24 protein-coding genes and 1 tRNA gene are annotated in these 26,158 nt (G+C 69.6%); 12 read left to right on the top strand and 13 right to left on the bottom strand.

Annotated features, from left to right (window positions below; all coding sequences use genetic code 11):
* Together KXJ60_RS00760 and KXJ60_RS00755 are read left to right on the top strand one after the other, a co-directional pair.
* A partial coding sequence (locus KXJ60_RS00760; protein ID WP_291123392.1) for an amidohydrolase family protein occupies positions 1-586 on the top strand: 586 nt, incomplete at its 5' end.
* Entirely contained in the window at positions 583-1,320 is a 738-nt protein-coding gene (locus tag KXJ60_RS00755) for a lysophospholipid acyltransferase family protein (RefSeq protein WP_291123390.1), read from the top strand. The genes KXJ60_RS00760 and KXJ60_RS00755, both read left to right, overlap by 4 nt.
* A 22-nt stretch (positions 1,321-1,342) precedes the next feature.
* Here KXJ60_RS00755 and KXJ60_RS00750 read toward each other — a convergent pair whose 3' ends face one another.
* Positions 1,343-2,596 carry a helix-turn-helix domain-containing protein gene (locus tag KXJ60_RS00750; protein ID WP_291123388.1) on the bottom strand — a complete coding sequence of 418 codons (1,254 nt, stop codon included), beginning with the start codon at positions 2,594-2,596 and terminating at the stop codon, positions 1,343-1,345.
* 256 nt (positions 2,597-2,852) lie between these two features.
* Here KXJ60_RS00750 and KXJ60_RS00745 point away from each other — a divergent pair, with 256 nt between their 5' ends.
* Together KXJ60_RS00745 and KXJ60_RS00740 are read left to right on the top strand one after the other, a co-directional pair.
* Positions 2,853-4,985, top strand: a complete 2,133-nt coding sequence (locus tag KXJ60_RS00745) for a PQQ-dependent dehydrogenase, methanol/ethanol family (protein WP_291123386.1) — start codon at positions 2,853-2,855, stop codon at positions 4,983-4,985.
* 124 nt (positions 4,986-5,109) lie between these two features.
* Positions 5,110-7,245, top strand: coding sequence for a TonB-dependent receptor (locus KXJ60_RS00740; protein WP_291123385.1), 2,136 nt, complete (start codon positions 5,110-5,112; stop codon positions 7,243-7,245).
* A 45-nt stretch (positions 7,246-7,290) separates the two neighbouring features.
* On the opposite strand, the gene KXJ60_RS00735 is transcribed toward KXJ60_RS00740, so the two are convergent.
* Positions 7,291-7,935 carry a glutathione S-transferase gene (locus tag KXJ60_RS00735; protein WP_291123383.1) on the bottom strand — a complete coding sequence of 215 codons (645 nt, stop codon included), beginning with the start codon at positions 7,933-7,935 and terminating at the stop codon, positions 7,291-7,293.
* A gap of 98 nt (positions 7,936-8,033) precedes the next feature.
* Between KXJ60_RS00735 and KXJ60_RS00730 the strand changes: the two genes are divergently transcribed.
* The 3 genes from KXJ60_RS00730 (at position 8,034) to KXJ60_RS00720 (ending at position 10,453) form a co-directional block, all read left to right on the top strand.
* Positions 8,034-8,426 carry a DUF2946 domain-containing protein gene (locus KXJ60_RS00730; RefSeq protein ID WP_291123381.1) on the top strand — a complete coding sequence of 131 codons (393 nt, stop codon included), beginning with the start codon at positions 8,034-8,036 and terminating at the stop codon, positions 8,424-8,426.
* Between the two features lie 112 nt (positions 8,427-8,538).
* Entirely contained in the window at positions 8,539-9,036 is a 498-nt protein-coding gene (locus KXJ60_RS00725; protein ID WP_291123379.1) for a copper chaperone PCu(A)C, read from the top strand.
* Between the two features lie 7 nt (positions 9,037-9,043).
* On the top strand, positions 9,044-10,453 hold the full coding sequence (locus KXJ60_RS00720) for a PepSY domain-containing protein (protein WP_291123376.1): 1,410 nt from the start codon (positions 9,044-9,046) through the stop codon (positions 10,451-10,453).
* Between the two features lie 4 nt (positions 10,454-10,457).
* Here KXJ60_RS00720 and KXJ60_RS00715 read toward each other — a convergent pair whose 3' ends face one another.
* The gene (locus KXJ60_RS00715) at positions 10,458-11,573 is read right to left on the bottom strand and encodes an ABC transporter ATP-binding protein (protein ID WP_291123374.1); all 1,116 of its coding nucleotides are present in this window, start codon (positions 11,571-11,573) and stop codon (positions 10,458-10,460) included.
* Positions 11,574-11,653: 80 nt separating this feature from the next.
* On the opposite strand from KXJ60_RS00715, the gene KXJ60_RS00710 reads away from it, so the two are divergent.
* Together KXJ60_RS00710 and KXJ60_RS00705 are read left to right on the top strand one after the other, a co-directional pair.
* On the top strand, positions 11,654-13,261 hold the full coding sequence (locus tag KXJ60_RS00710; RefSeq protein WP_291123373.1) for an iron ABC transporter permease: 1,608 nt from the start codon (positions 11,654-11,656) through the stop codon (positions 13,259-13,261).
* 52 nt (positions 13,262-13,313) lie between these two features.
* Positions 13,314-13,781 carry a hypothetical protein gene (locus tag KXJ60_RS00705; RefSeq protein WP_291123371.1) on the top strand — a complete coding sequence of 156 codons (468 nt, stop codon included), beginning with the start codon at positions 13,314-13,316 and terminating at the stop codon, positions 13,779-13,781.
* 137 nt (positions 13,782-13,918) lie between these two features.
* Here KXJ60_RS00705 and KXJ60_RS00700 read toward each other — a convergent pair whose 3' ends face one another.
* From KXJ60_RS00700 to KXJ60_RS00675, 6 genes are all read right to left on the bottom strand, one after another.
* Positions 13,919-14,344 (bottom strand): VOC family protein, encoded by a 426-nt coding sequence (locus KXJ60_RS00700; RefSeq protein ID WP_291123369.1) that lies wholly within the window; start codon positions 14,342-14,344, stop codon positions 13,919-13,921.
* Between the two features lie 105 nt (positions 14,345-14,449).
* Positions 14,450-15,475 (bottom strand): 2Fe-2S iron-sulfur cluster-binding protein, encoded by a 1,026-nt coding sequence (locus KXJ60_RS00695; RefSeq protein ID WP_291123367.1) that lies wholly within the window; start codon positions 15,473-15,475, stop codon positions 14,450-14,452.
* Positions 15,472-16,449 carry a 4-hydroxythreonine-4-phosphate dehydrogenase PdxA gene (locus KXJ60_RS00690; protein WP_291123366.1) on the bottom strand — a complete coding sequence of 326 codons (978 nt, stop codon included), beginning with the start codon at positions 16,447-16,449 and terminating at the stop codon, positions 15,472-15,474. The genes KXJ60_RS00695 and KXJ60_RS00690 overlap by 4 nt, the downstream gene beginning before the upstream one ends.
* Positions 16,446-16,910 carry an aromatic-ring-hydroxylating dioxygenase subunit beta gene (locus KXJ60_RS00685; RefSeq protein WP_291123363.1) on the bottom strand — a complete coding sequence of 155 codons (465 nt, stop codon included), beginning with the start codon at positions 16,908-16,910 and terminating at the stop codon, positions 16,446-16,448. The genes KXJ60_RS00690 and KXJ60_RS00685 overlap by 4 nt, the downstream gene beginning before the upstream one ends.
* Positions 16,907-18,145 (bottom strand): aromatic ring-hydroxylating dioxygenase subunit alpha, encoded by a 1,239-nt coding sequence (locus KXJ60_RS00680; RefSeq protein WP_291123361.1) that lies wholly within the window; start codon positions 18,143-18,145, stop codon positions 16,907-16,909. The genes KXJ60_RS00685 and KXJ60_RS00680 overlap by 4 nt, the downstream gene beginning before the upstream one ends.
* 11 nt (positions 18,146-18,156) lie before the next feature.
* Positions 18,157-19,125, bottom strand: a complete 969-nt coding sequence (locus KXJ60_RS00675) for a tripartite tricarboxylate transporter substrate binding protein (RefSeq protein WP_291123359.1) — start codon at positions 19,123-19,125, stop codon at positions 18,157-18,159.
* Between the two features lie 99 nt (positions 19,126-19,224).
* On the opposite strand from KXJ60_RS00675, the gene KXJ60_RS00670 reads away from it, so the two are divergent.
* Together KXJ60_RS00670 and KXJ60_RS00665 are read left to right on the top strand one after the other, a co-directional pair.
* Entirely contained in the window at positions 19,225-19,998 is a 774-nt protein-coding gene (locus tag KXJ60_RS00670; protein ID WP_291123357.1) for an IclR family transcriptional regulator C-terminal domain-containing protein, read from the top strand.
* A gap of 70 nt (positions 19,999-20,068) precedes the next feature.
* Positions 20,069-21,322: a spore maturation protein gene (locus tag KXJ60_RS00665; RefSeq protein WP_291123354.1), complete on the top strand. Its 1,254-nt coding sequence runs from the start codon at positions 20,069-20,071 to the stop codon at positions 21,320-21,322.
* Between the two features lie 6 nt (positions 21,323-21,328).
* Here the strand turns inward: KXJ60_RS00665 and aac(3) are convergent, their stop codons facing one another.
* The 3 genes from aac(3) to KXJ60_RS00650 all read right to left on the bottom strand — a co-directional run bounded on the left by aac(3) (position 21,329) and on the right by KXJ60_RS00650 (position 23,312).
* On the bottom strand, positions 21,329-22,147 hold the full coding sequence (gene aac(3), locus KXJ60_RS00660) for an aminoglycoside 3-N-acetyltransferase (RefSeq protein ID WP_291123351.1): 819 nt from the start codon (positions 22,145-22,147) through the stop codon (positions 21,329-21,331).
* A 129-nt stretch (positions 22,148-22,276) separates the two neighbouring features.
* Positions 22,277-22,351, bottom strand: a tRNA-Arg gene (locus KXJ60_RS00655).
* Positions 22,352-22,388: 37 nt separating this feature from the next.
* Positions 22,389-23,312, bottom strand: a complete 924-nt coding sequence (locus KXJ60_RS00650) for a LysR family transcriptional regulator (protein WP_291123349.1) — start codon at positions 23,310-23,312, stop codon at positions 22,389-22,391.
* 132 nt (positions 23,313-23,444) lie between these two features.
* Here KXJ60_RS00650 and KXJ60_RS00645 point away from each other — a divergent pair, with 132 nt between their 5' ends.
* Positions 23,445-24,077, top strand: coding sequence for an FMN-dependent NADH-azoreductase (locus tag KXJ60_RS00645; RefSeq protein WP_291123346.1), 633 nt, complete (start codon positions 23,445-23,447; stop codon positions 24,075-24,077).
* A 112-nt stretch (positions 24,078-24,189) separates the two neighbouring features.
* Here the strand turns inward: KXJ60_RS00645 and KXJ60_RS00640 are convergent.
* Positions 24,190-26,158 (bottom strand): translocation/assembly module TamB domain-containing protein (locus KXJ60_RS00640; RefSeq protein WP_291123345.1); only part of this gene is annotated, 1,969 nt, incomplete at its 5' end.

The raw sequence follows: 26,158 nt of genomic DNA, 5'->3' as shown, positions 1-26,158 counted from the left end.
GGCCAAGGCCGAGGGCCTGCCTGTCACCTGCGACGTGAGCGTGCACAACCTGCACCTGACCGATGTGGACATCGGCTTCTACGACAGCCGCCTGCGCCTGCAGCCGCCGGTGCGCCAGCAGCGCGACCGCGATGCCCTGCGCGCCGGCCTGGCCGACGGCACCATCGACGCGCTGGTGTCCGACCACAACCCGGTGGACAGCGACGCCAAGACCCTGCCGTTTGCCGAGGCCGAGCCCGGCGCCACCGCAGTGGAGCTGCTGCTGGGCCTGGCTTGTACATGGGCACAGCAGGACGGCCTGGGCCTCATGCAGGCGCTGGGCGTGCTCACCAGCGGCCCGCAGTCGGTGCTGGGCGCGAGCCTGGGCACGCTGCAGGCCAGCGTGGGCCGCATCGCCGTGGGTGGTGTCGCCGACCTCTGCGTCTTCGACCCCAACGCGAGCTGGACGGTGCAGCCCGATGCGTTACGCAGCCAGGGCAAGCACACGCCGTTTGGGGGTCATGAGCTGCCCGTGCGTGTGCGCGCCACGCTGGTCGGTGGGCAGGTGGCGCACCAGCTGGCCGACCACGGGGCCGTGGCCGCGTGAAACCGCTGCGCGCCCTCTGGCGCGGCCTGCGCGCCACGGCCCACGTGGTGCGTGGGCTGTGGATCATCCGCACCGAGTTCGGCCGGCTCACGCCACCGCAAACGGAGCTGGTGGTGCGCGAGTGGACGCGCCGCATGCTGCTCATCATGGGCGTGGAGCTGGTGGTGCAGGGCACGCCGCCCGAGCAAGGGCCGCTGCTGCAGGTGGCCAACCACATGTCGTGGCTGGACATCCTCGTCATGAACGCCGCCCGCCCGAGCCGGTTTGTGTCCAAGGCGGACGCGGAGCGCTGGCCGCTGCTGGGTTCGCTCATCACCGGGGCGGGCACCCTGTACCTGGAGCGCGGCAACCGGCGCGCGGCCATGCGCATGGTGCACCACATGGCCGAGCGCCTGGAGCTGGGCGACATCCTCACGGTGTTCCCCGAAGGCACCACCGGCGACGGCCAGGCCTTGCTGCCGTTTCACGCCAATCTGCTGCAAGCCGCCATTGCCGCGCGCGCACCGGTGCTGCCCATTGCATTGCGCTTCGTGCGCAGCGACAGCGGTGAACCGCACCCCGCGCCCATCTTCGTGGGCGAGACCACGCTGCTCGGCTCGATCTGGGCCACGCTCAACGCCGACGGCTTGCAGGCCGTGGTGCGCTACGGCGAACCGCAGCACGACCAGGGACGCGACCGCCGCGTCTGGGCGAACGACCTGCGCGACGAGATCGCGCGCCTGCTCGCGCGCTAAGCCCGGCCTCGCTGTAGCGCCTTCAGGGGGATTCGGGCACCCGCGCCTTCTGCAACCGCCGGTACAGCATGCCGCGGGAGACGCCGAGTGCGCGCGCCGCCTTCGCGATGTTGCCGCCGCACGCGGCCAGCGTGGTTTCGATCAGCCTTTGCTTGTGGTCGAGCAGGGTGGCCTGCGACACGGCATCGCCCACCGCATCCATGGCGGCTGCGATGGGGGCGGCCTGCGCCTCGGGCGCATCGGTCGCCACCGACAGGGGCTCCACCGGCGCAGGTGGCGCGGAGCGCGACACAGCCACGCCGTGCTTGAAGTCGGCACCGTCGCGGGTGGTCAGCGAGCCCTTCATCCACACGCCCAGCCCGTTGGGCAAGTGCTGGGTCTGCACCTGGCTCTGGCGCGGCAGGGCGAGCAGTCGGTCCAGCGTGGTGCCGAACACTTCGTCCACCATGTGCCGGCCCTCCATGCGGCAGCCCGTGAGGCGGCGCGCGGCGCCATTGAGCCAGAGCACGCGCCCGCTGGCGTCCACCCCGGCCAGCGCTTCCATGGGCGTGCCCAGCAGCGTGGGGCTGGCCTGGAAGTGCAGCACCAGGTGCTCGACCGATTGCAGCTGGAGCAAGCGGTTTTCGATGGTGGTTGCGTACATGCCCACCACCGAGGCGGCGTCGAAATGAAACTGACCGGCCTCGATGGACACGTCCAGCACACCCGCGAGCTGACCGTGGATGTCGCGGATGGGCGCGGCCGCGCAGTGGATGGACTGCAGGCACTGGAAGAAATGCTCGGCGCCCGTGACAGTGCAGGCCTCACCGGTGCGCACCACGATGCCGGGCGCGTTGGTGCCGATGTGGCTCTCGGCAATGTTCACGCCCACGCGCGAGGCGGTCTTGAGCAGGGGCTGCTGGCTCGTGGGGGGCAGCTGTGTGGCGTGGATGACCACGCCCTGGGCGTCGGTGAGCAGCACCCGGCAGTCGGTGCCGGCCAGCGCCGCTTCCATGTGGGTGAGTTCGAGGTTGCCGGCCTGCAGCAGCTGGCGGTTGCGGTTGAGGCTGGCGTGGGCGCGGCTTCGCGTGACCTGCTCGAAGCTCACCATGTCGCCCGGCCGCTGGCGCGCGGACGCGCAGCGCAGCCACGACTGGATCACGGCTTCACCCACCAGGCCTGAGGGCCGGGTGCCTTCGTCAAAGAAGCGCTGCCGCGCCAGCGCGGTGCGCTGCTCGGCGGTCTGGAAGAAAAGCTGGCGCGGCGTGGTCGCCTGCCCGTGGGGGGTGTGGGGCATGTTCTTGTCCTGCTGGGCGTCTCCGCTTTTCAGTATCCCGTTCATCTGCCCGGGCGGGCATGCGGGTAAGCCCTTGCCTCACGCAGGGGGTGCGGTGGGCCATGTGTTCCACGCCGGAACACATCGGGTTCAGGGAAATCCCGAAGATGAATCGCGAACCACAGCGGCAGAAGATGGCGAAGCTGGGTCAGGCCCGCTTGACGCCAGCAGCCCCCACCACAGGCCTGCGCGCTGCCGGCCGTACAAGGAGACACCCATGAAACCGACTCCACTTGCAGCCGCCCGGTGCCGCGCGGCCGCTTGCCTGCTCACCGCGTTGGCGCTCTGCGGCACGGCGTTCGCCCAGGCGCCCACCAAGGGCTCGCCCGCCCACATCAAGGCCGCCGTGGGCAAGGTCAACGCCAGCTTCATGAAGAGCAACGCGAGCAAGACGCCGGACTGGCCCAGCTACGGCCTCGACTACGCCGAGACGCGCCACTCCAGGCTGAACCAGATCACCACCGCCAACGTGAAAGAGCTGGGGCTGGTCTGGTCGTACAACCTCGAATCGTCGCGCGGCGTGGAGTCCACGCCGCTGGTGGTGGACGGCATCATGTACGTCACCGCTTCCTGGAGCGTGGTGCATGCGGTGGATGTGCGCACCGGCAAGCGCATCTGGACGTTTGACCCCAAGGTGCCGCGCGAAGCCGGCTACAAGGGCTGCTGCGACGTGGTCAACCGCGGCGTGGCGCTGCACGAGGGCAAGGTGTTTGTGGCCGCGTACGACGGCCGCCTGATCGCGCTGGACGCGGCCACCGGCGAGAAGGTGTGGGAGAAGGACACCATCATCGACCGCAAGTTCAGCTACACCATCACCGGCGCACCGCGCGTCTTCAAGGGCAAGGTGATCATCGGCAACGGCGGCGCAGAGTACGGTGTGCGCGGCTACATCACCGCGTACGACGCCAAGACCGGTGACCAGAAATGGCGCTGGTTCACCGTGCCGGGCGACCCGAGCAAGCCGTTTGAAGACGAGTCGATGGCCAAGGCCGCCAAGACCTGGGACCCGGCCGGCAAGTGGTGGGAAGCCGGTGGCGGTGGCACGGCGTGGGACGCCATGGCTTTCGACCCCGAGCTCAACCTCATGTACATCGGCACCGGCAACGGCTCGCCCTGGCAGCGCGACAAGCGCAGCCCCGCCGGTGGCGACAACCTCTACCTCGCCTCCATCGTGGCGCTGAACCCCGACACCGGCAAATACGTGTGGCACTACCAGGAAACCCCGGGCGACAACTGGGACTACACCTCCACGCAGCCCATGATCCTGGCCGACATCCAGGTCGACAACAAGCCGCGCAAGGTGATCCTGCACGCGCCCAAGAACGGCTTCTTCTTCGTCATCGACCGCAAGACCGGCAAGTTCATCTCGGCCAAGAATTTTGTCGATGTGAACTGGGCCACCGGCTACGACAAGAACGGCCGCCCGATCGAGACCGCCATCGCGCGCACCGGCGACCGGCCGCGTGAAATCATCCCCAGCGCCTTCGGCGCGCGCAACTGGCATTCGATGTCGTACAACCCCGCCACCGGGCTGGTCTATATGCCCGTGCAGGGCGTGCCGCTCACGCTCATGGACAACAAGGACTGGAAGTTCAACGGCGTGCGCCCCGGCGAGCCGCATTCCAACATGGGCTGGAACACCGCCAACTTTGCCAACGTGGAAGCGCCCACCAGCAAGCCGTTTGGCCGCCTCGTGGCCTGGGACCCGGTGAAGCAGGAAGCGCGCTGGACGCAGGAACAGATCTCGCCGTGGAACGGCGGCACGCTCACCACCGCCGGCAACCTCGTGTTCCAGGGCACGGCAGACGGCCGCTTCATCGCCTACAACGCCACCAGCGGCGAGAAGCTCTGGGAAACGCCCACCGGCACCGGCGTGATTGCCGCACCTTCCACGTATCTGGTGGATGGCAAGCAGTACGTGTCCATCGCCGTGGGCTGGGGCGGGGTGTATGGCCTGGCGCAGCGCGCCACCGACCGCCAGGGCCCGGGCACCGTCTACACCTTCGCGGTGGGCGGCAAGGCCCAGCCACCGGCCTTCGTGAACTACCAGCTCGGCAAGCTCGTGGCCGGTGTGAAGTACGACCCCGCGCACGTGCCCGCCGGTACCGCGCTGTACGTGAGCAACTGCGTGTTCTGCCACGGCGTGCCGGGCGTGGACCGCGGCGGCAACATCCCCAACCTGGGCTACATGGACGCGGGCTACATCGACAACCTCGACAAGTTCCTGTTCAACGGCCCGGCGACCGCGCGCGGCATGCCAGACTTCACGGGCAAACTCACTCAAGACGATGTCCAGAAGATCAAGGCATTCATCCAGGGCACGGCCGATGCCATTCGGCCGAAAAATTAGCGCCCCCACGCTCCACCGCTTCGCGGGGGAGTTGCCCCCACGCTCCGCCGCTGCGCGGGTCGCTGCCCCCCGGGGGGGCTGGGCCTGCCTTGGGGGCGGCCCGGCGGCTGGCCCGCTGGCTGCGATGCTGCGACCGGTGATCGCCGCGATGCAGCTGATGGTGATCGGCAGCGCGTTTGCGCAAACCGCCGGTGAGCGCGAAGACACCGCCGGCGCTCTCGCGCCGGTGGTGATCACGGGCGACAGCGCGTGGCAGCAGCGTTGGCTGGCGCCGGGTTCGGTCGAGGTGGTGGACGGGGAGGAGCTGCGCGCGGGGCAGTTGCAGATCAACCTGTCTGAAGGCCTGGCGCGCGTGCCCGGGCTGGTGGTGCGCAACCGCCAGAACTACGCGCAAGACCTGCAGATTTCCGTGCGCGGCTATGGCGCCCGTGCGCCGTTTGGCGTGCGCGGCGTGCGCCTGTATGTGGACGGCATCCCCGCCAGCGCGCCCGACGGGCAGGGCCAGGCGGCGAATTTTCCTATCGGCAGCGCCGACCGCGTCGAGGTCATTCGCGGGCCGTTTTCGGCGTTGTATGGCGCGTCTGCCGGTGGCGTGATCGCGCTCTACACACAAGACGGCGCGCGCCCCACCGAATGGCGCACCGGCGTGGCCGCCGGGTCCAACGGCCTGTGGCGCCTGTCCACCCAGCTCAGCGGCCAGACCGGCACGCCGGCGCAACCCGGCTGGTCATACACGCTGGACGCGGGCAAGTTCGCCACCGACGGCGAGCGGCCCCAGTCGGCCGCCTCGCGCAGCACGGGCAACCTCAAGCTCACCCGTGCCCACGACGGCGGGCGCACGGTGCTGCTGCTCAACCGCCAGAGCAGCCTGGCGCTGGACCCGCTGGGCCTCACGCGCGCCGAGTTCGACGCCGACCCGCAACAGACCACCGCCTCCGCCACGCAGTTCAACACGCGCAAGAGCGTGTCGCAGACGCAGATCGGACTGGCGTGGGAACAGGCTCTGGGCCAGGGCCACCGCATCGAACTGCTGGGCTACGGCGGCCAGCGCGCCGTGCGGCAGTTCCAGGCCATTCCCACGGGCGCGCAAACGCCGCCGGGCAGCGCGGGCGGCGTGATCGACCTGGACCGCGATTACTGGGGCTGGAACGCGCGCTGGCGGCTGGACCGCACCTACGACAGTGGCCGCCTCACCGTGGCGGCGGGCCTGGCCTCGGACCGGCAGACCGAAGACCGTCTGGGCTTTGAAAACTTCGTGGGCACCACACTGGGCGTGCAGGGCCGGCTGCGCCGCGACGAGACCAACCGCGCCAGCACGCTCGACCCCTACATCCAGGCCGAATGGCGCACAGCGGCCACCACGCTCACGGCCGGCCTGCGGCACTCGCGCGTGCGCTTCACCTCCGCCGACCGCTACATCGCTGCCGGCAACCCGGACGACAGCGGTGCCACGCAATACGACGGCTTCAGCCCCGTGCTCGGCATTCGCCGCGAGCTCACGCCGCAGCTGCAGGCGTTTGCCAGCGTGGGCCGCGGCCTGGAGACGCCCACGCTCAACGAAGTGGCCTACCGCACCGGCGGGCAGACGGGCCTGAACCCGGCGCTGAATGCCTCGCGCAGCCTGAGCGCCGAAGCCGGGCTGCGGGGCCGCCAGGGCTGGGGCAGCTGGAGCGCCACCCTGTTCGAGACGCGCACGCAGGACGAGATCGTGGTGCTGTCCAACACCGGAGGTCGCTCCACGTTCCAGAACGCCGGACGCACACGCCGCCACGGGCTGGAGCTCTCGGGCGTGATGCAGTGGGGCCCGGTCACCATCACGCCGGCCTACACCTGGATGGACGCGCGCTACCGCGACGGCTTCCTCACCTGCACCGCCTCACCCTGCGCTGCGCCCAACGTGCCGGTGGCCGCCGGCAACCGCCTGCCGGGGCTGGCGAAGCAGCAGGCCTACCTGCAGCTGGCATGGGAGCCGGGCTGGGCCAACAGCGTGTGGACGCTGGAGGCCACGCACACCGGGCGCATGGCCGTGAACGACCGCAACACCGACGCCACCGCCGCCAGCACGCTGTTCAACGTCGGCGTGCGCTTCGAGCAGAACCGGGGCGACTGGACGTGGCGCGAGTTCCTGCGCATCGACAACGTGACCGACCGCGCACACGCGGGCTCGGTCATCGTCAACGAGGGCAACAACCGCTTCTTCGAACCCGGGCCAGGGCGCTCGGTGTACGTGGGCGTGGAGCTGGTGCGGCGCTTCCCCTGACGCGGCCGCCGCCGCGTCAGGCCTGGGCTGACCGCTGGAGCCGCCTCAGCGCTTGTTGCGGCTGAGCATCAGCGCCGTGTTGACCTTGCGGTCTTCGTTGACCTTCTGCACCGAAGGCCGCTCGCCCAGCTTCTTCAGGTAGTCGCGCGCGGGCGTGTCGGCCAGGAAGTCGCGGCCGAAGATGATCTTGGTGGCGCTGCTCACCAGCGGCAGGTGCACCGCCGCGGCGCAGTCGGCCAGGGTGAACTGATCGCCCGCGATGAAGGGCGCGTAGGTCGTGAGCTGGTTGAACGCCGCCACGTTCTTCTCCAGCTGCTGGCCGATCTTTTCCTTGGCCGTGTCGCTCACCTTGCCACCGAAAAACGCTTCCGGGTACAGGTTGCGCGCCACCAGCTCCAGGTGAAGCTCGATGTAGCGCACCAGCTCGCGCACCTTGGCCGCCTGGAAGGCGTCCTTCGGCATCAGCGGTACCTGGGGGTACGCGTCTTCGAGGTACTCCAGGATCACGGTGGACTCCGAGAGCGAACCCTGGTCGGTCTTGAGGTAAGGCACCTTGCCCAGCGGGCTGCAGGCCAGTTCGGTCTCGCCGACCCAGGCCAGCTCTTCGGTGAAGGGCACGCCTTTTTCGAGCAGGGCGAGCTTGACCTTGTTGTAGTAGTTGCTGGCCGAGAAGCCGCAGAGGGTGAGCATGGAGGTCTCCTGTGGTGGTTGTGCGGTGATCGTAGTCGCGGGTGGTCTTGCCGGCGCGTCCCGCAGTTGACGCGACCCCGCTGATAAACTGGCGCGCCATGTTTCTGACCCGCACCACCCGCCGATGTGCCACCTGGCTTGCCATGCTCGCCATGGTGCTGGGCGCGCTGGCGCCCACGGTGGCGCAGGCGGTGGTGGCCTCCCAGGGCGGGGCGGGCTGGGTGCAGGTGTGCAGCGCCAGCGGCATGGTCTGGCTCAAGGCCGATGCCATCGACGGCGACCGCGCGCTGGGCGACGCCAGCGAATCCATGACGGATGCGTCGCGCCACTGCCCGTGGTGCAACCTGCATGGCGCCACCGGTCTGCCCCCTGCACAAACGCTCACCCCCTTGCTCGCGCCCGTGGCCGTTGTGCCGCAGGTGCCGCCAAGTCCCCCTTCATTCGCCACCTTCTGGCCTGCTGCGCCGCCTCGCGCTCCACCGCTGGTGTGAGGCGTTCGCCCTTTTTGAAGGGTGCGCCACCTGCGTTGTTTTTTCTCCGACCCCGCAGCCTTGTGCCCCGGGTCGGCCGATGCCCATTCAGATGCCTTGAAAGGCCCTTCTCATGAAAAACCTGTTTCTCTGCGCCCTGCTGACCGTGACCGCCAGCGCCTGGGCCCAAGCCCCCGCCAACGTTGAAGTGAAAGACGCCTGGGTGCGCGCCACCGTGGCGCAGCAAAAGTCCACTGGCGCCTTCATGCAGCTCACCGCCAAGGCCGACACACGCGTGGTCGAGGCCCGTTCCCCCATCGCGGGCGTGACCCAGATCCACGAAATGGCGATGGAAAAAGACGTCATGCGCATGCGCGAAGTCAAAGGCCTCGCGCTGCCCGCCGGCCAGACCGTGGAGCTCAAGCCCGGCAGCTACCACGTGATGCTGCTCGACCTCAAGGGCCAGGTGAAGGCCGGCGACGTGGTGCCTGTGACGCTGGTGCTCGAAGGCAAGGACGGTCAGCGCAGCACGCTGGACATCAAGGCCACGGCCCGCCCGCTCGGCGGTGCCGCCGCAGGCGGCGCAGCACCGGCTGCGGCCGGTGGCGACCACAGCCAGCACAAACACTGAGGTGGCCATGGCAAACGTTGAACGCGCGTCCCACGCGGACGCGGGGACAAGGCCGTCCCGATTTCACGCCGTGGCCTGGCGCTGGCACTTCTATGCCGGCCTGTATGTGGTGCCCTTTCTGCTCATGCTGGCCCTCACCGGGCTGGTGATGGTGTTCTTCACGGGCTTCCAGACCCGCCTGGGCCCTGCCGTGACGGTGAGCGTGGCCGACCGCGCGCCCCTGCCGGTGAGCCAGCAGGCGCAGGCCGTGATGGCGCTGCGCTCGCAAGCCGCGCTGCGCGAATACGTGGCGCCGCCCACGCCCGAGCACGCCAGCTGGTTTGTGGTGGCGCGCGATGGCGTCAATGAAGCGGTGGCCGTGGACCCGTACACCGGCCAGGTGCTGCAACTGGTGAACAAGGACGACACCTGGTTTGCTTGGGCGCAGAAGATCCATGGCACCTTGCTGATCGGTGACGTGGGCGACCGGCTGATCGAGATCGCCTCCGGCCTGGCCATCGTGATGATCGTCACCGGCCTGTACCTCTGGTGGCCGCGTGGCGGCACACGCTGGGCGCAGGTGCTGGTGCCGGATCTGCGCCTGAAGGGTCGCCAGTGGTGGCGCTCGCTGCATGCGAGCGCGGGTTTCTGGCTGAGCGCGGTGCTGCTCATGTTCCTGCTCACGGGTCTGTCCTGGGCGGGCATCTGGGGCGGCAAGTTCGTGCAGCCCTGGAACAGCTTCCCGGCCGCCAAGTGGGACGCCGTGCCGCTGTCGGACGCCACGCACGCCACGCTGAACGCCGCCGGCCAGCACGAGGTGCCCTGGGGTCTGGAGAAAACGCCGCTGCCCGCCTCGGGCTCCAGCGCGGGCGCGGTGGGTGTGCCCGCGGGCCAGCCGGTCAACCTGGACACCGTGGCCGCACTGGCGAAGCAGCTGGGTTTTGCGGGTCAGCACCACATTCAGCTGCCGCAGACCGACACCGGCGTGTTCACGATCTCGGCCGACACCATGAGCGGCGACCTGGGCAACCCCACGCAAGACCGCACGGTGCATGTGGACCGCTACAGCGGGCGCGTGCTGGCCGAAGCCGCGTTTGCCGACTACCCGCTGCTGGCCAAGGCCATGGCGGTGGGCATTGCGCTGCACCAGGGCGACCTGGGGCTGTGGAATGCCGTGCTCAACGTGCTGTTCTGCCTCGCCATCGTGTTCCTGTGCGTGAGTGGCGTCGTGATCTGGTGGAAGCGCCGGCCCAAGGGCCAGTGGCGCCTGGTGGCGCCGCCTGCGCCGCGCGAGCCCGCGCTGTGGAAGGGTGGTGCGGTGGTGATGTGTGCGGTGGCCCTGGCCTTCCCGCTCACCGGCGCGGTGCTGGTGGCCGTGTTGCTGCTCGACTGGCTGGTGATTTCGCGCCTGCCGCCGCTGCGCGCGGCGCTGCGCTGAAGGCCTAGAGCGCCTGCGGGCGCGCCACACCGGGCGCGGGCGGTGAGCTCGCGCCCGAGCCGCGCTCGAAGGTGACGACGTGGTCCACCTCGGCGCGGATGCCGATCCACTCGCCCACGGCGTGGTTGTGGTGCGAGGGCACGTGCGTCATCAGCACCTCGCCGCTGGCCAGGCGCAGCGTGTAGAGGAACTCCGAACCGCGAAACGCCTTGCGCAGGATCTGCGCCTTCACCGGCGCATCGTCGTCGTGCACGATGTCGTCGGCGCGCAGCAGCACATCGCACAGCCCGGCATCGTAGGCCGTGGGCAGCGGGCATTCCTCGACGTCGTGCAGCGGCCCCAGCGGCGTCTGCACCGACACGCCGTCGCCATTCATGCGGATCTGCGCGGGCGCAAACACGCCGTGGCCGATGAACTCGGCCACGAAACGCGTGGCCGGGCGGTGGTAGAGCGCATAGGCGTCGTCCCACTGGTGCAGGTGCCCTTCGTGCATGACGCCGATCACGTCACCAATGGCAAAGGCTTCGAGCTGGTCGTGCGTGACGAACAGCGCGGTGGCGCCAGCGGCCTTGATGATGCCGCGCACCTCGTGCGCGAGTCGTTCGCGCAGGTCCACGTCCAGGTTGGAGAAAGGTTCGTCCAGCAAGAGCAGGCGAGGGCGCGGCGCCAGTGCGCGGGCCAGCGCCACGCGCTGCTGCTGCCCGCCCGAGAGCTCGTGCGGGAAGCGGCCCTGCATGCCCGCCAGGCCCACGAGCCGCAGCACCTCGTCCACGCGCGCCTCGCGCTCGGCGCGCGGCAGGCGGTGGATGCCGAAGGCGATGTTGCGGCCCACGTCCAGATGGGGGAAGAGCGCGTAGTCCTGGAACACCATGCCGATGCGGCGGTCTTCGGCGGGCATGTGCGTCTTGCCGTCGCTCACCGTGTCGCCTTCGAGCGTGATGCTGCCGCTGCTGGCGCGCTCCAGGCCCGCCACCGCGCGCAGCAGCGTGGTCTTGCCGCAGCCCGAAGGCCCGATCAGCACGCCAATGTCGCCCGCGCGCAGCCCGAGCGAGACGCCGTCCACGGCGGCCTGGGCCAGGCCGGCGTAGCGCACGCTGAGTTGGGAGACGTTGAGGAACATGGAAGGTCATTGTAGATAACTACAATTCTCATTTGTGTTGACGCGGGTCAAAGGCCCCTCACTTGCTGAAACCCTTGACCATGCTGCGTTGGTTGGCCCCCGCCCTGTTGATCCTGCTCGCCCTGCTGCTCACGCTGCCGGTGTTGTCGCTGGGCGCGTCGTGGTTCCAGTTCGACGCCGTCGCGCAGGACGTGCTGTCGCAGATGGCGCAGACCGTGCTCCCTTCCTACGCGCTCACCACGCTGGTGCTGTGCGTGAGCGTGGCGGTGGGCGTGGCGGTGGTGGGCATGGCCACGGCCAGCGCCGTGACGCTGTTCGACTTCCCCGGGCGCCGGTTCTTTGAATGGGCGCTGCTGCTGCCGCTGGCCATGCCGGCCTATGTGGTGGCTTATGCGTACACCGACTTTTTGCAGTTCGGTGGCCCGCTGCAGGTGGGGCTGCGCGAGAGCTTTGGCCTGAGTGGCCGCGTGTTCCCGGAGATCCGCAGCACGCCGGGCGCGGTCTGGGTGTTCACCTTCTCGCTGTATCCCTACGTGTACCTGCTGGCGCGCACCGCGCTCTCCGAGCGCGCGGCGCAGCTCATGGAAGCCGCGCGCCTGCTCGGTGCGCCGCTGGCCCGCCGCATCCGCGAGGTGGCGCTGCCGCTGGCGCGCCCGGCGGTGGCCGCCGGTGTGGCGCTGGCGCTGATGGAAACCCTGGCCGACTTTGGCGTGGCCAGCTATTTCGGCATCCAGACCTTCACCGCCGGCGTGTACAAGGCCTGGCTGTCGATGGACAACCGCCTGGCGGCCGCCCAGCTCGCCACCGTGCTGCTGGCCACCGTGGGCCTGCTGCTCTGGCTGGAGCACCGTGCCCAGCGCCGCATGCGCTTTGCCACCCTGCGTGGCCAGCGCGCGGGCAGTGCCGAGGCCCAGCCGGCGCGCCTGCGCGCTGGCCGGGCCGCGCTCGCGGTGGTGGTGTGCGCGCTGCCGATTGCCTTTGGTTTCGTGCTGCCGGTGCTGTTCATGCTGCGCCCGCTCATTGGTGGCTGGGACGAGCTGCCCTGGACGGCCTTCCTGCAGTGGTCGCGCAACAGCATCTGGCTGGCCGGCCTCGCCGCCGCGCTGGCCACGGCGATCGCCCTGGCGCTGGCGTTCGCGCAGCGGGTGCGGCCGGGCCGTGTCACGCGGGGGGTCGTGCAGCTCACCAGCCTGGGCTATGCCGTGCCGGGTGCGGTGATCGTGGTGGGCCTGCTGCTGCCCGTGGGCTGGGTGCAGGCCGTGCGGCCCGAGTCCAGCGTCGGCTACTGGATCACGGCCACCGCGCTGGGCATTGTGTGGGCGTACCTCGTGCGTTTCACGGCCGTGGCGTTGCAGTCCATGCAGAGCGGCTATGCGCGCATCCCGGCCAGCCTGGACGACTCGGCCCGCATGCTGGGCACCACCGGGGTGGGCCTGGCGGCGCGCGTGCACTGGCCACTGCTCAAGCGCTCCACCGCGGCGGCGCTGCTGCTGGTGTTTGTGGACGTGATGAAGGAGCTGCCCGCCACGCTGGTGCTGCGCCCCTTCAACAGCGACACCCTGGCCGTGGTGACCTACCAGCTCGCGCGCGACGAGCGCCTGGGCGAAGCGGCCCTGCCCGCGCTCACGCTGGTGCTGGTGGGGCTGGTGCCGGTGATCTTGCTGAGCCGGACATTGCGACAGCGGTAAGCGGGTGTTGCGCCGCCTTGTGGCGCTGCGGGCCGGCTGGTGTAATGCCGCCATGACCCCATCCGCACCCGCACCTGTACCTACATCTGTACCTGCTCCCGCGCGCCGCCGCCTGCTGTCGCTGGCCGCGCTCTCCAGCGTGTCTGCGTTCCTGGCCGCCTGTTCCTCGCGCGCGCCCTTGCCCGGCGAGGCGCGCGCCAGCCCGGCCTACAAGCGTGAGGCGGCCACCCACCTCTACCGCAAGTACCCGGACCGCATCCACCAGGGCAAGCTGCCGCCCATGCTGTACGCCATCGGCGTGCTCGAGATCGAGGTGCTGCCCGGCGGGCGCGTGGGCGCCACGCGCTGGCTGCGCGGACCAAGCCACGCCCCCGAGGTGATGGCCGAGATCGAGCGCCTGGTGCGCGCCGCCGCGCCATTCCCCTCGCCCGGCTTCAGCCGCGTGCAGTACGTCGACACCTGGCTGTGGGACCGCAGCGGCCGCTTCCAGCTCGACACATTGAGCGAAGGCCAGCTTTGAGTTGAGCCTGGTCTTGGCCTGAGACAGCACCCACCAAGGGCACCGAGGGTCCGGCTACGCCGGCCCAAGGTGCCGTCCCCCGCCCAGCGCCGCCGGCGCGCCAGAGAGGGGGAAGCCGCACAGCGGCGCAGGGGGATCTACCCCACCGCCCTCGGCCCGCCATTCACACCCCAAGGCGTGCCAAAGCGGTCGGTGACCATGCCGAAGGTGTCGGCCCAGAAGGTCTCTGCCAGCGGCATGCCCACCTTGCCGCCTTCGGCCAGCGCGTTGAACACGCGCGTGGCCTCGGCCACGGTGGGGAAGGTGATGGCCATCATGCAGCCCTGGATGCCGGTGAACGGCACACCGGGTGGTGCGTCGCCGGCCATCAACGCGAAGTCCGGGTGCACCAGGTAGGCGTGCATCACGCGGTCGGCCATCTCGGGCGGCACGGGCTCGCCGCCCGGCATCTGGCCGTAGGTGATGAGGGCTTCAAGCTTCGCGCCGAGCACCTCGGCGTAGAACGTCATGGCTTCGGCGCAGTTGCCGTCGTACGAGAGGTAGGCGCTGAGCTGGGTCGGCATGGGGATCTCCTTGCAGGGTGGATGGGGCCCGGTGGAGACCGGGCTGGGTTGGCAAGAAGAACGACGAACGGAGCGGCGCGTTTTCGACACGCATGGCCCCTTTTTTCAGAGGGGCGCTTGGACAGGTGTGGCGGTTTGCGGGCCGGGCACGAACACGTCGGCGTGAAAGTCGCCGGGCGGCACGCCTTGGGCCAGGGCCGCCGCCCGCACGGCGGTCACCATGGCCGGTGAGCCGCAGCAGTACACGATGTGGCCGTTCAGGTCGGCACCCAGCGAGCGCAGCGCGTCGTCCGCCCGGCCTGCGAAACCGCCCGGGCCTGCGGGCGCATCGCTCAAGGCGGCGATGTAGCGAAAGCCGGGCCATTGTTTCTGCCAGCGTTCCACCGCTGCGGGCAGGTACAGGCCTTCGGGCGTGCGCGCGCCCCAAATCAGCGTGATCTCGCGCTGCACGCGCCGCTTGAGCATGTCGTCGAGCAGCGATTTCACCGGCGCAAAGCCGGTGCCGCCCGCCACGAAGACGATGGGCCGCAGGTCGTCGGGCGCGAGCTCGACGTGGCCGAACGGCAGCTCGATGGTGAGCAAGTCACCGGTCACCAGTTGCGTCACGCGCTGGGTGAACAGGCCGCCCGGCACATGGCGTATGTGCAGGGTGACGCCGTCGTTTTCCTGTGGCGGGTTGGCCATGGAGTAGCTGCGCGCGCTGCCGTCGTCCTGCAGGATCTGCAGGTACTGGCCGGCCTGGAACTTCGCGCGCTGGCCGGTGGGCAGGCGCAGGCGCAACACCGACACGTCGGGCGCGGCCAGCTCGTGGCTGTGCACCTTGGCCTTGAACGTCTTGCGCGCCGCAGGGTCCACGCGCCGCCACGACGCGGGGCGCAGCACCACGTCGCTGGTGGGTGTGCACAGGCAGTAGAGCACCTGCCCGGGGCCGCAGGCTTCGCTGGTGGTGGCAGCACCGCCCATGCCAGTCACTTCGCCCTGCGCCACGCCGCCCACGCAGTTGCCGCACACGCCCTTGCGGCAGGAGTACGGCAGCTCGATGCCGGCCTTGAGGGCGGCGTCGAGCACGCTCTGGCCGGGGTCGCAGGCGAACGTCACGTCGCTCGATTCAAGGGCAATCTGGTGGCTCATGGGGCGGCAGAAGAAGGGGTGGGCAGGCCACCGAGCAGCGCGATCGTGCGCAGCAACGCGGTGGGGTCGGCGATGCCGCGCCCGGCAATGTCCATGGCGCTGCCGTGGCCCACGCTGGAGAGCAGGGCGTCGGCGCCGATGCTCAGGGCGCTGGCGGCGTTGGGCGCGAGCAGCTTGATGGGGATGTGGCCCTGGTCGTGCAGCATGGCCACGTACAGGTCGTGCCGGCGTTGCGAGAGCAGGGCGTCGGCGCCGGTGGGGCCTTCAATGTCCAGCCCGGCGGCGCGCAGGGCCTGCGCGGCGGGCACCGTGATGGCCTCGTCTTCGCGACCAAACAGCGTGCCTTCCGAGGCATGCGGGTTGATGCCGAAGAGGCCGATGCGCGGGCGCGGCACGCCCAGCAACTGGCAGGCGCGCACGCCGGCCGACACCGCCTTCTGCACAAGGTCCGGGTTCATGCGGTCAAGCGCATGGCGCACGCTTTCGTGCAGCGTGACATGCAGGATGCGCAGGCCGCCACCGACGAGCAGCAGAAACACATCGTCTTCCGGTACACCGCACACCCGCGCCACCAGCGAGGGGTAGCCGCTGAAGGCGATGCCGGCCTGGTGGATCGCGGTCTCGTGGTGCGGACAGGCGATGACGGCGTCAAACGCACCCGCGCGGCAGGCCTGCAGCGCCGCCGTGGCCGACGCCACGGTGGATGCGCCGGCCGCAGCGTCCACGCGGCCCGGTATGGCGGCACCCATGTCCAGCGTGCCCGCCTCGACGTGTGACAGGCGCGGCCAAAGCGCGGCATGGCCGCACAGGTGGGCAGCGCGCTGCAGCACCTCGCCCGGGCCAAAGAGGGTGATGCGTCCGCGCTGTGCTTCGTCAAGCGCGGCGAGCGCCTGAATGGCGATCTCCGGGCCGATGCCGTTGGGGTCGCCAGTGGCCAGGGCGAGGCGCCGGGGCGCGGCAGTGGTGGTGTTCACAGCGGCAGGGCCATGAGCGTGTCGGTCACGGTGCTGTCGCACACGGCCACGCGCTCGGCCAGCAGCAGCCCGTCGCCTTCGCGCACGAAGCGGTCGTTGTAGACGCCGGTGGCAAACACCTCGCTCTGCCCGGTGGCCATGATGCGCACCACCAGAAACGGCGTGCTGGCCGTGGTGGTGGCGCCGTCCTGCGCGGTCACCAGCGGCAGGCCGAGCAGGTGGCGGTAGCGTTGGCGCTCGTAGATGTTGGCTTCGCGCAGCGCGGCAATGCGGTCTTCGAGCATGGCGCGCGAGTCGGCGTAGACGATGCCGGCGGCCAGGCCATCCTGCTCGTTCTCCACGTGCGTGATGCGGTAGTGGCAGTCTTCGGTGAAGAAGGCCGGCCAGGTCTCCAGCGCATCGCTGTCGATGGCCTGGGCATAGCGGGCGTTGAAGGCGGCAATGGACAACAGGTCGTTCATGCGCTGGCCTCCATGTGGTGGCGGTAGGCCTTCCAGAAGCCGCGCACCGAGGTTTCGGTGGCGCGCCCGTCGCTGGAGCCGGTGGTGTCACCGCCCATTTCCACCACGGCCTGCAGATCGCTCGCGCCCGCAATGCCGCGCTGCACGAAGCCGCCCACGGCACCGTCTTCCATCGAGATGAAGCCCGCCGGCCCCACCAGGTTGGCCTGCTTCAGGCGCACCTTGCGCTGCTCCGGCGTGTCGTCGGTGTAGCCAAAGTAGGTCCAGTTCAGCTCGGTGCGGTCCACGCCCTTGGGCAGCACCTGGCGCACGGCCAGGCAGTTCTGGATCTGCTGCAGCACGAAGCCCGGGAACACCGAGAGAATCTGCAGCGTGGTGTCGTCCTCGTACTCCTTGAAGCCCGCCAGCAGGGTGGGGTCCTTGAGGCGGTAGCGGTCGTTGTCCGAGCGCAGGGCCTGGTCCTTGTAGGACGAGTCTTTGGCCGCGGTGGTGTCGATCATCGAGTAACTCACATGGTGGCCGCCGGACTCGTCCACGATCACGCCGCCTTTCTGCGAGAGCCGGTTGAGCTCGAAGGTGGTGAAGAACATGTGCAGCAGGCTGGCGTGGTAGCTGTCCTTGACGTTTTCCACGTAGAGCTTCCAGTTGTTCGGCAGGGCCTGGGTGAAGCGGCCGATCACCTCCACCGGCTTGTGCATCACGCGTTCGATGCGCTGGCAGATCTCGTCGCCGAGGTAGTCCTCGATGTTGGGCACGTCGTCCGAGAAGCTGCCGAACACCAGGCCGCTGAACACCGCCACACGCAGCTTGCGCGGGCCGTGGTCTTCCTTGCAGAAGTCCGGCGGCATGCCGCCTGCGCCCTTCACGCCGTTCTCGAACGCCACGCCGGTGAGGTCGCCCTGGCGGTTGTAGCTCCAGGCGTGGTACACGCACTGGAAGTTCTCGGCCTTGCCCGATTTCTCCAGCGCGATCAGCGCACCGCGGTGGGCGCAGCGGTTTTCGAAGGCGTAGATGTCGCCGCCGGCATCGCGCACCACCACCACCGGGGTGAGGCCGGCGAACGTGGTGCGGTAGCTGCCTTCTTCGGGCAGCTCGGCGTCCAGGCAAAGGTAGTTCCAGGTGGGGCCGCGGAAGATCTTCTGCTGCTCCTGCTCGGGCACCTGCGTGTCGCTGTACAGCGCGTAGGGGATGCGGTTCAGCGCGTCGCTGCGCCAGTGGATCGGTTGCTCCTGCATGGTGTGTCCTGTTACTCCAACGTCACGTTGGCGCTCTTGATGACCTTGTTCCAGCGCTCGGACTCGGCCTTGATGAATTCACCGGTGCGCTCGGGCGACCAGCCGCGCGGCTCGGCGCCTTGCTCGGCAAAGCGGGCCTTCACATCGGGCAGGGCCATGGCGTCGGCAATGGCCTTCTGGGCGCTGGTGGCCACGGCCAGCGGCGTGCCGGGCGGCGCCACCACCGAGAAGAACGTCACCGCGTTCATGCCGGGCACTTTGGATTCGACAAACGTGGGCACCTGCGGCAGCACCTTGGCGCGCTCGGTGTCGGCCACGGCCAGGATGCGCAGCTTGCCCACGCTGTGGAACTGCGCAGAAGAACTGAGGTTGTCGAAGAACACATCCACCTGGCCTGCCACGAGGTCCACCAGCGCGGGCGCCGTGCCGCGGTACGGCACGTGAACCATCTCGGTGCCGGTGAGCTGCATGAACATGCTCGCGGTGAGGTGAGAGGTGGAGCCGTTGCCCTGCGAGGCGTAGGTCACCTTGCCCGGGTTGGCCTTGAGGTAGGCGATGAACTCCGCCACGTTTTGTGCAGGCACCTTGGTGCTCACGGCCAGCACGTTGGGCACCGTGGCCATCACCGTGACCGGCACCCAGCGCGTGGGATCGAACGACAGCTTCTTGTACAGGTGGTGGTTGATCGCGATGGGCCCGGGCGGTGACGCCAGCAGCGTGAGGCCATCGGGCTCCGAGCGGAACACCGATTCGGCGCCGATGTTGCCGCCCGCACCCGTGCGGTTCTCCACCACCACGCCGGCCGGGTACTGGGCGCGCAGCTTCTCGGAGAGGATGCGCGGCAGCACGTCGGCCGTGCCGCCGGCCGGGAAGGGCACGACAAGCTTGAGCAGGCCGGGGGTTTGCGCGAGCGCCTGGCTGGCCAGGCAGGCGGTGAGGACCAGCGCCGCGCCGGCGCGGGCCAAGGAATGCAGTGACATCGTGGGTCTCCGTTGTGTGGTGTGAGGCGCAGAGTGTCGTGTCCACACCGGGCGCAAACAAGCTAGATTTGCGCTATGCGCAAAAATGAAACCCCATCCTTGACGAACGACAAGGCCGGCGACCGCAATTTCGTGGCGTCTTTGCAAAAGGGGCTGGACGTGCTGACCTGCTTCGGTCGCCAGCACAGCCGGCTGACCGTGTCCGAGGTGGCGCGTTTGACCGATGTGTCGCCCGCCTCGGCGCGGCGCTCCTTGTTGACGCTGCAACAACTGGGCTACCTGGATGGCGACGGCAAGCGCTTCTGGATGCTGCCGCGCTCGTTGCTGGTGGCCCAGGCGTATCTGTCTTCGCGGCCCATGCCGTCGCTGGCGCAGCCGCTGCTCGATGCGCTGTCGGAGCGCACGCGCGAGTCGGCGTCGCTCGGCCAGCTGCTGGATGGCGACGCGATCATCGTGGCGCGCTCCACGGCGCGGCGCAGCCTGAGCCTGGGGCTGGGCATCGGCTCGCGCCTGCCGGCCTATTGCTCTGCGTTGGGCCGCGTGCTGCTGGCGGGCCTGCCGCCGGCAGACGCGGCGGCGCGCGTGCGGGCCATGCGGCGCGTGCCGCTCACTCCCAAGACGGTGTACAGCGTGCCGCGTGTGCTGGAGCTGGTGGAGCGCTGCCGCGAAGAGGGCTACGCGAGCAACGAAGGCGAGCTCGAAATCGGCGTGCGCTCGATGGCGGTGCCGCTGCACGACCGGCAGGGACAGGTGGTGGCGGCCATGAGCATTGCGGTGGGGCTGGAGCGCATGGGCATGGCGGAGTTTCGCGACGCCTTCCTGCCCATGCTGCTGCGCGCGCGCGACACGCTGGCGCAACGGCTGTATCTGTGAGCACCCCCCTGCGCCGGCGGAGCCGGACCCTCGATGCCCCTGGATGACGTACCAGCTACCATCGACCGCCATGGCACTCAACTGGGTCTGGATCGGTTTCTTCACCGTGGCGTTTGCCACCGCCGTGGTGCGCTGGTTGCTCGGCGAGCACGGCATCTTGCAGGCGCTCATGACGGCCATGTTCGACGGCGCACGCTCCGGCTTCGAGATCTCGCTCGGCCTGGCCGGGGTGATGGCGCTGTGGCTCGGGCTCATGCGGGTGGGCGAGCGCGCCGGCATGATCGAGCTGCTCGCGCGCCTGGCCGGGCCGCTCTTGCGCCGGCTGTTTCCCGGCGTGCCGCAGGGCCACCCCGCGCAGGGCGCCATGACCATGAACATCTCGGCCAACCTGCTCGGCCTGGACAACGCGGCCACGCCGCTGGGCCTTAAGGCCATGCGCGAACTGCAGACGCTCAACACCGGGCCCGCGGGCACCGCGAGCAACGCGCAGATCATGTTCGTGGTGATGAACACCGCCGGGCTGACGCTGATTCCCACCTCGGTCATTGCCATTCGCCAAAGCATCGCGCTCAAGCAGGGGCTGGGCGCCGGCTTCAACGCCGCCGACATCTTTCTGCCGGTGCTGCTGGTCACCTTCATCTCGTTGCTCGCCGGTGTGCTGGCGGTGGCGGTGTGCCAGCGCCTGCCGCTGTGGCGGCCGCGCTTTCTGCTGCCGGTGCTCGCGGTGGGTGCGCTGCTGGCGGCGGCCGTGACCGCGCTGGCGCGCCTGCCAGCCGAAGAGGCCGCGCGCGTGGCCGGCGCCACCGGCGCGGGCGTGATCCTCAGTGTGGTGATGGTCTTCGTGCTGGCCGGCGCGTTCAAGCGCATCAACGTGTACGACGCCTTCATCGACGGCGCCAAGGAAGGTTTTGGCGTGGCCATCCAGATCGTGCCGTACCTCATCGCCATCCTGATTGCCATCGGCGTGTTTCGCGCCGCCGGCTGCATGGACTTCCTGCTCTCGGGTATTGGCGCAGCGGTGGCGGCCATGGGCTGGAACACCGACTTCCTGCCGGCCTTGCCCGTGGGCCTGATGAAAGTGCTGTCGGGCGCGGGCGCGCGCGGCCTGATGATCGACGTGATGCAGGTGCACGGCGTGGACTCGTTCCCCGGGCGCCTGGCGGCCATCGTGCAGGGCTCGACCGAAACCACCTTCTATGTGCTGGCGGTGTACTTCGGCAGTGTGGGCATCCAGCACGCGCGGCACGCGCTGGCGTGTGCGCTGGTGGCCGATGCGGTGGGGCTGGTGGCGGCCATTGGCTTGGGCTACGCCATGCTGCGCTGAGGCGGGTCAGCCGAAGTGGCGTTCGAGCCAGGCCTGGCCGAAACGCACGAGATCCTGCGCATCGAACAGGTGGCATGTGGCCCCGCCCACCCGAGCGGTGCGGCCGCGGCCCTCGGCCACATACGCGCGGGCGATCGTTTCCACCGCGTCCATCGCACCGTCCTGCGCGAACTGGTCGAGGATGCCATTTGTGTCGAACTCCTCGGCCACGCGCCACACCTTGTGGCCCCGCGCATCGAGCACGGGCTGCTCGTACCGCACGCGACGCTTGTGCGGGATGTTGGCCAGCACCTCGGCGTGGTGCAGCACCGTCACGGCGTCCAGCGGTGCGCCGAGCAGCAGCACCTTGCCACCGAACTGCACGAAGCGCTCCAGCGGTGAGCCCGGGCCGTAGCCTTCGTCCAGCGGGTGCTCGCCGACCAGTTCGCGCGCCCTCGCACCGAGGGCAGCCATGTTGGCATCGGGGTGCGCGCTGCGCAGCACGCCCGGCGCGCTGCAGATGAACGCATTGAGCCGGCCGAAGCCGGGCTCGGTGCCCGTGCGGGGATCGGCTGGATCAAACGCGGGCCAGGCGAGTCGCGCCGCGGGGTCGAGCGAGGCACCGTTCAAGGTCTCTTCGTAGGGCGAGCGGTCCCACGACACATACGCCATGAGCGTGCCACCGGGGCCCAGGCAGTCCTGCAGCGCCTGGACGATACCGGCAGCGCCGGCCTCGACCGGCCCGATGGCCTTGAGGGAGGCGTGCACCATCACCACGTCGCCAGGAGCCAGGCCGAGCTGGCGCAACTGCTGCACGAATTCACGGCGTTGGAGCGGTGGGCACATGGGCAGGATCGTAGGGCCGGAGCGGCTGGCATGGCGCAGGTGCATGCAGGCGCATCGCCCCGCTGCGAGAGCGGGCACCGAGAAGCGCCATGGGTGTCAGCAGAGTCTGTGCCGCAGCCATCCGCCAGTTGGTACCACCAACAGGAATCGAACCTGTATCTAGCGCTTAGGAGGCGCTCGTTCTATCCATTGAACTATGGCGGCGAAAAGAGCCCGCATTGTACGGGCGGGCCTTGCCGCTTCAGGGCGCAGCACGGCGCAGCACTTCGCTGCACGCCGGCAGGTATTCCCCCAGGAAATCGAGAAAGCTGCGCACCGCCGGCGTCATGCCGCGGCGCGACGCAAACACCGCGTGCACCACGCCCACGGGCGTGGTCCAGTCGGGCAGCAGGCGCACCAGGCGGCCGTCGCGCAGTTCGTCTTCGCACATGTAGTCGGGCAGCCAGCACATGCCGCTGCCGGCGAGCACCGCCCTCTTGAGGGTGAGCAGGTCGTCGGCCACGTAGCGAGGCCGGTAGGTGAGCACCGCCTCTCGGCCCTGCGGGCTGGTCAGGCGAATGCTGGCGGTGCCGTCGACGGCGGACATGGCCACGCTGTCGAGCCGGCTGGCTTCTTCCAGCGTGGTCGGCGTGCCCTGGCGCGCCAGCTGCGCCGGGCTGGCCACCAGCACCGAGTGCGCTTCGTCCAGGCGTTTGACGACCAGGCTGCCGCTGTCTTCCAGCGTGAGGCGCACGCGCAAGGCGACATCCACGCCGTCCTTCACCAGATCGACCACCCGGTTGTTCACCTCCATCTCGACGCGCACCTGCGGGTGGCGGGCGAGGTAGATCGGCATCACGTCGGCGAGCACGGTTTGCGCCAGCGTGACCGGGCACACCACGCGGATGGTGCCGCGCGGCTCGGTCTGGGCATTGGCCACCGCGTCGGCGGCGGCCTGGGCCGATTCGCGCAGCGCCTGGCAGTGGCGCAGGTAGGTCTCGCCCACGTCGGTGAGCGAGAGCTTGCGGGTGGTGCGCTGCAGCAGGCGCACGCCCAGCTGCGCCTCCAGCCCGGCCACGCGGCGCGACAGGCGCGATTTGGGCAGCCCGAGCGCGCGGCCCGCCGCCGCAAAACCGCCGCGCTCCACCACCTCGGCAAACAGCAGCATGTCGTTCAGGTCCTGCATGGTTTGGCTCCTTTCAATCGTTCTAATTATGGAACGATGTGTCGTGAATCGACTGACTTATCAAGGATTGGCATCGAAATCACAATCTATCCATGGCCACCCAGCGTGGCTCCCCCTCAACTGGAGATCTCCATGCAACTGCTTCACATCGATTCCGCCATCACCGGCGACCAGTCCGTTTCCCGCCAGCTCACCGCCCGCACCGTGGAGGCGTGGGTGGCCGCGCACCCCGGCACGCAAGTGCAGCGCCTGGACCTGGCGGCCAGCGTGGTGCCGCATCTGAGCGCAGACGCGCTGGGTTTCCGCACCGGCCAGGCCGCCGCCACCGAAGCGCAGCGCCAGGAAAACGCGCTGTCGGAAGCGCTGGTGAGCCAGTTCCTGGCCGCTGACGTGGTTGTGATCGGCGCGCCGCTCTACAACTTCACCATCCCCACCCAGCTCAAGGCCTGGATCGACCGCGTGGCCCAGGCCGGGCGCACCTTCACCTACACCGAGCAAGGCCCCAAGGGCCTGGCCGGCGGCAAGACGGTGATCGTGGCGATCACACGCGGTGGCGTGTATTCCACCAGCGAAGGCGGCCGCGCCATGGAGCACCAGGAGACGTACCTCAAGACCGTGCTGGGCTTCTTCGGCATCACCGACGTGCGCTTCGTGCGCGCCGAAGGCGTGGCCATGGGCCCCGATGCCAAGGCCCAGGCGCTGGAAACCGCCGAGAGCGAGATTCGCATCGCCGCCAACCAGACGGCGGTCGCCGAGGCCGCCTGAGCGTCTCCGGAGCGAAAGAGTCTCCCTTCCAGAATGCCGCGGAACTGGCTCCGCCAGGCCGCAGGCATTGCCCCCTGAAAGGGGGTGACGCGCCTGCGCCGCGGCGCGGGGGTCAGTCGTATGCCGTGGTGAAGATCAGGTCGATCGCGTTCTCTTCACCCGCCCGCGCGCGCACCGTCACGCGGCGCGAGAGGTCGTAGAACATCGACACGGTGCCCATCGCGCCCGCCAGGCTGCTCTCGTAGGTGAGGTAGAGCTTGTTGGACAGGCGCTTGCCCAGCGTGAGCGCGGCGGCCGTGGTGGTGCCGTCGGCGTTGGTGCCGCTGCCGGCGAACGAGAGCTCGTCCAGCCCGAAAGCACCGGCCAGCCCGCCGTCCAGGTTGCCGCCGTTGCGCGACAGCAGCGCCAGCGCGGCCTGCTGCAACACGGCCGCTTCGGCGCCCGCGCCGCTGGCCGGGCGGCCCAGCACCAGCCAGGCGAGTTTTTCGCTGTCGGGCAATTCGGGATCGGAGAACAGCCGCACGCGTGGGGCCTGTGCGCTGCCGCTGATGAGCACACCCACGCGCTGCGTGGTGTTGGGGCGCACGGCGGAGATGTCCAGCGTGGGGTTGTCGTAGGGGCCGTTGAAGCGCAGCACGCCGGTTTCGATGGTGAGCCGCTGGCCGTAGGCGCGGTAGGTGCCGCGCACCGTGCGCACCTCGCCAATGATGCGCGGCGTGGGCGCGGCGGGTGTGCTGCGCAGATTGAGCTGGCCGCTCAGCCGCGTTTGCAGGCCCTGGCCGCGCACCTCGAAGTTCTCGCCCAGGTTCAGGTCGACCAGCACGTCAGGCTGCACGCGAAACGCATTGGGGTCTTCCAGCGGGCGCTCGGTGCCGCGCACGATCACGTCCGCACCCAGGCTGGGGGTGGACTCGTCGGGCAGGATGAACAGGGCTTCGTCGGCGGTGAGCTGGCCGCGCAGTTGCAGCGCCGCGCCGGTGAGCTCGGCCTGTAGCTGGCCGGAGAGCGTGAGCAGGCGGTCGGCGCGGGTGGAGACCTTCAGCCGCGTGGCGGTGGCTTGCAGGTTGACGTAGGGCTGGCGGCGGGGCTGGCCGTCCACCGTCACGTTGCGCCATTCGGTAACGCCGCTGGCCAGCAGCGTGCCGCCGTTGTCGGCGCCACCCCGGCCCTGCAGGTAGAAGCGCTCGATGGTGATGCGTTCGCCCGCCAGCGTGGCCCGCAGTTGCCCGCGCGAGAACGAGATGCCGTTGACCAGCGAGCGCAGGGCGAGGTCGTCGGCGTTGAGCGAGCCGTTGAACAGGGGCTTGTCGCGCGTGCCGCCGAGCGTGAGGTCGGCGCCCAGCGAGCCGCGCACGCGCCAGCCTGGGGGCGCCAGCGCCGACCACACGCCCATTTGCGGCAGGTTGGCTTTCAGGGTGCCGCGCAAGGGTGCCTGCTCGGGCCAGTGCCAGGCGTTCTGTTCGCCATTGGGCGGGCTCAGGGTGGTGCTCACGTCGGCGGTGGCCAGGCCCAGGCGCTCGCTGTCCCAGCGCAGGCGGGCGAGCACATTGCTGCCTTGCGTTTCCACGTTCAGCCGCGCTTCGCGGATGCCGGTCTGCAGCCGCTGGGTGGAGGTGGTGTTTTCGTCGAACGCGCCATCGGTCTGCACCGACAGGTCGCCGCTGCGGCGCTGCAGCTGGGCCGTCAGGCGCGGCGGGGTGTTGGCGTCGGCGGGCAGGGAGAGGTCCCAGGCACCGTCAAACACCACGTCGCCGCCCAGGCCAGACTGGCTCAGCGGGCCGTTGCGCGCGCCTTCGGCGGTGGCCAGCGCGTCCACCCACGACAGCGGCAGGCCGGTGAGCTGGCCGCGCGTGTCCAGCGCGCCCGCCTGCCAGCTCAGGCGCTCCCACGCCACCACCATCGGTGTGGTGACGGTGGGCGTGGCCGCTGCGGCGGCGGCGGCCTGCGGGGTTTCCGGCACCAGGGTGGCGGCCCGCGGTGTGACGGGCGGCGCGGCGCGGCGGCGGAACACAGGTGCCAGGCGCAACTGCCCGGGGTCGGCCTGCATCTGCAGAGCGCCGCTGCGCGCGCCCTGCCATTGC

The sequence above is a fragment of the Hydrogenophaga sp. genome, from assembly GCF_019264445.1.
Taxonomy (GTDB): domain Bacteria; phylum Pseudomonadota; class Gammaproteobacteria; order Burkholderiales; family Burkholderiaceae_C; genus Hydrogenophaga.
This window is presented reverse-complemented; position numbering and strand designations above follow the sequence as displayed.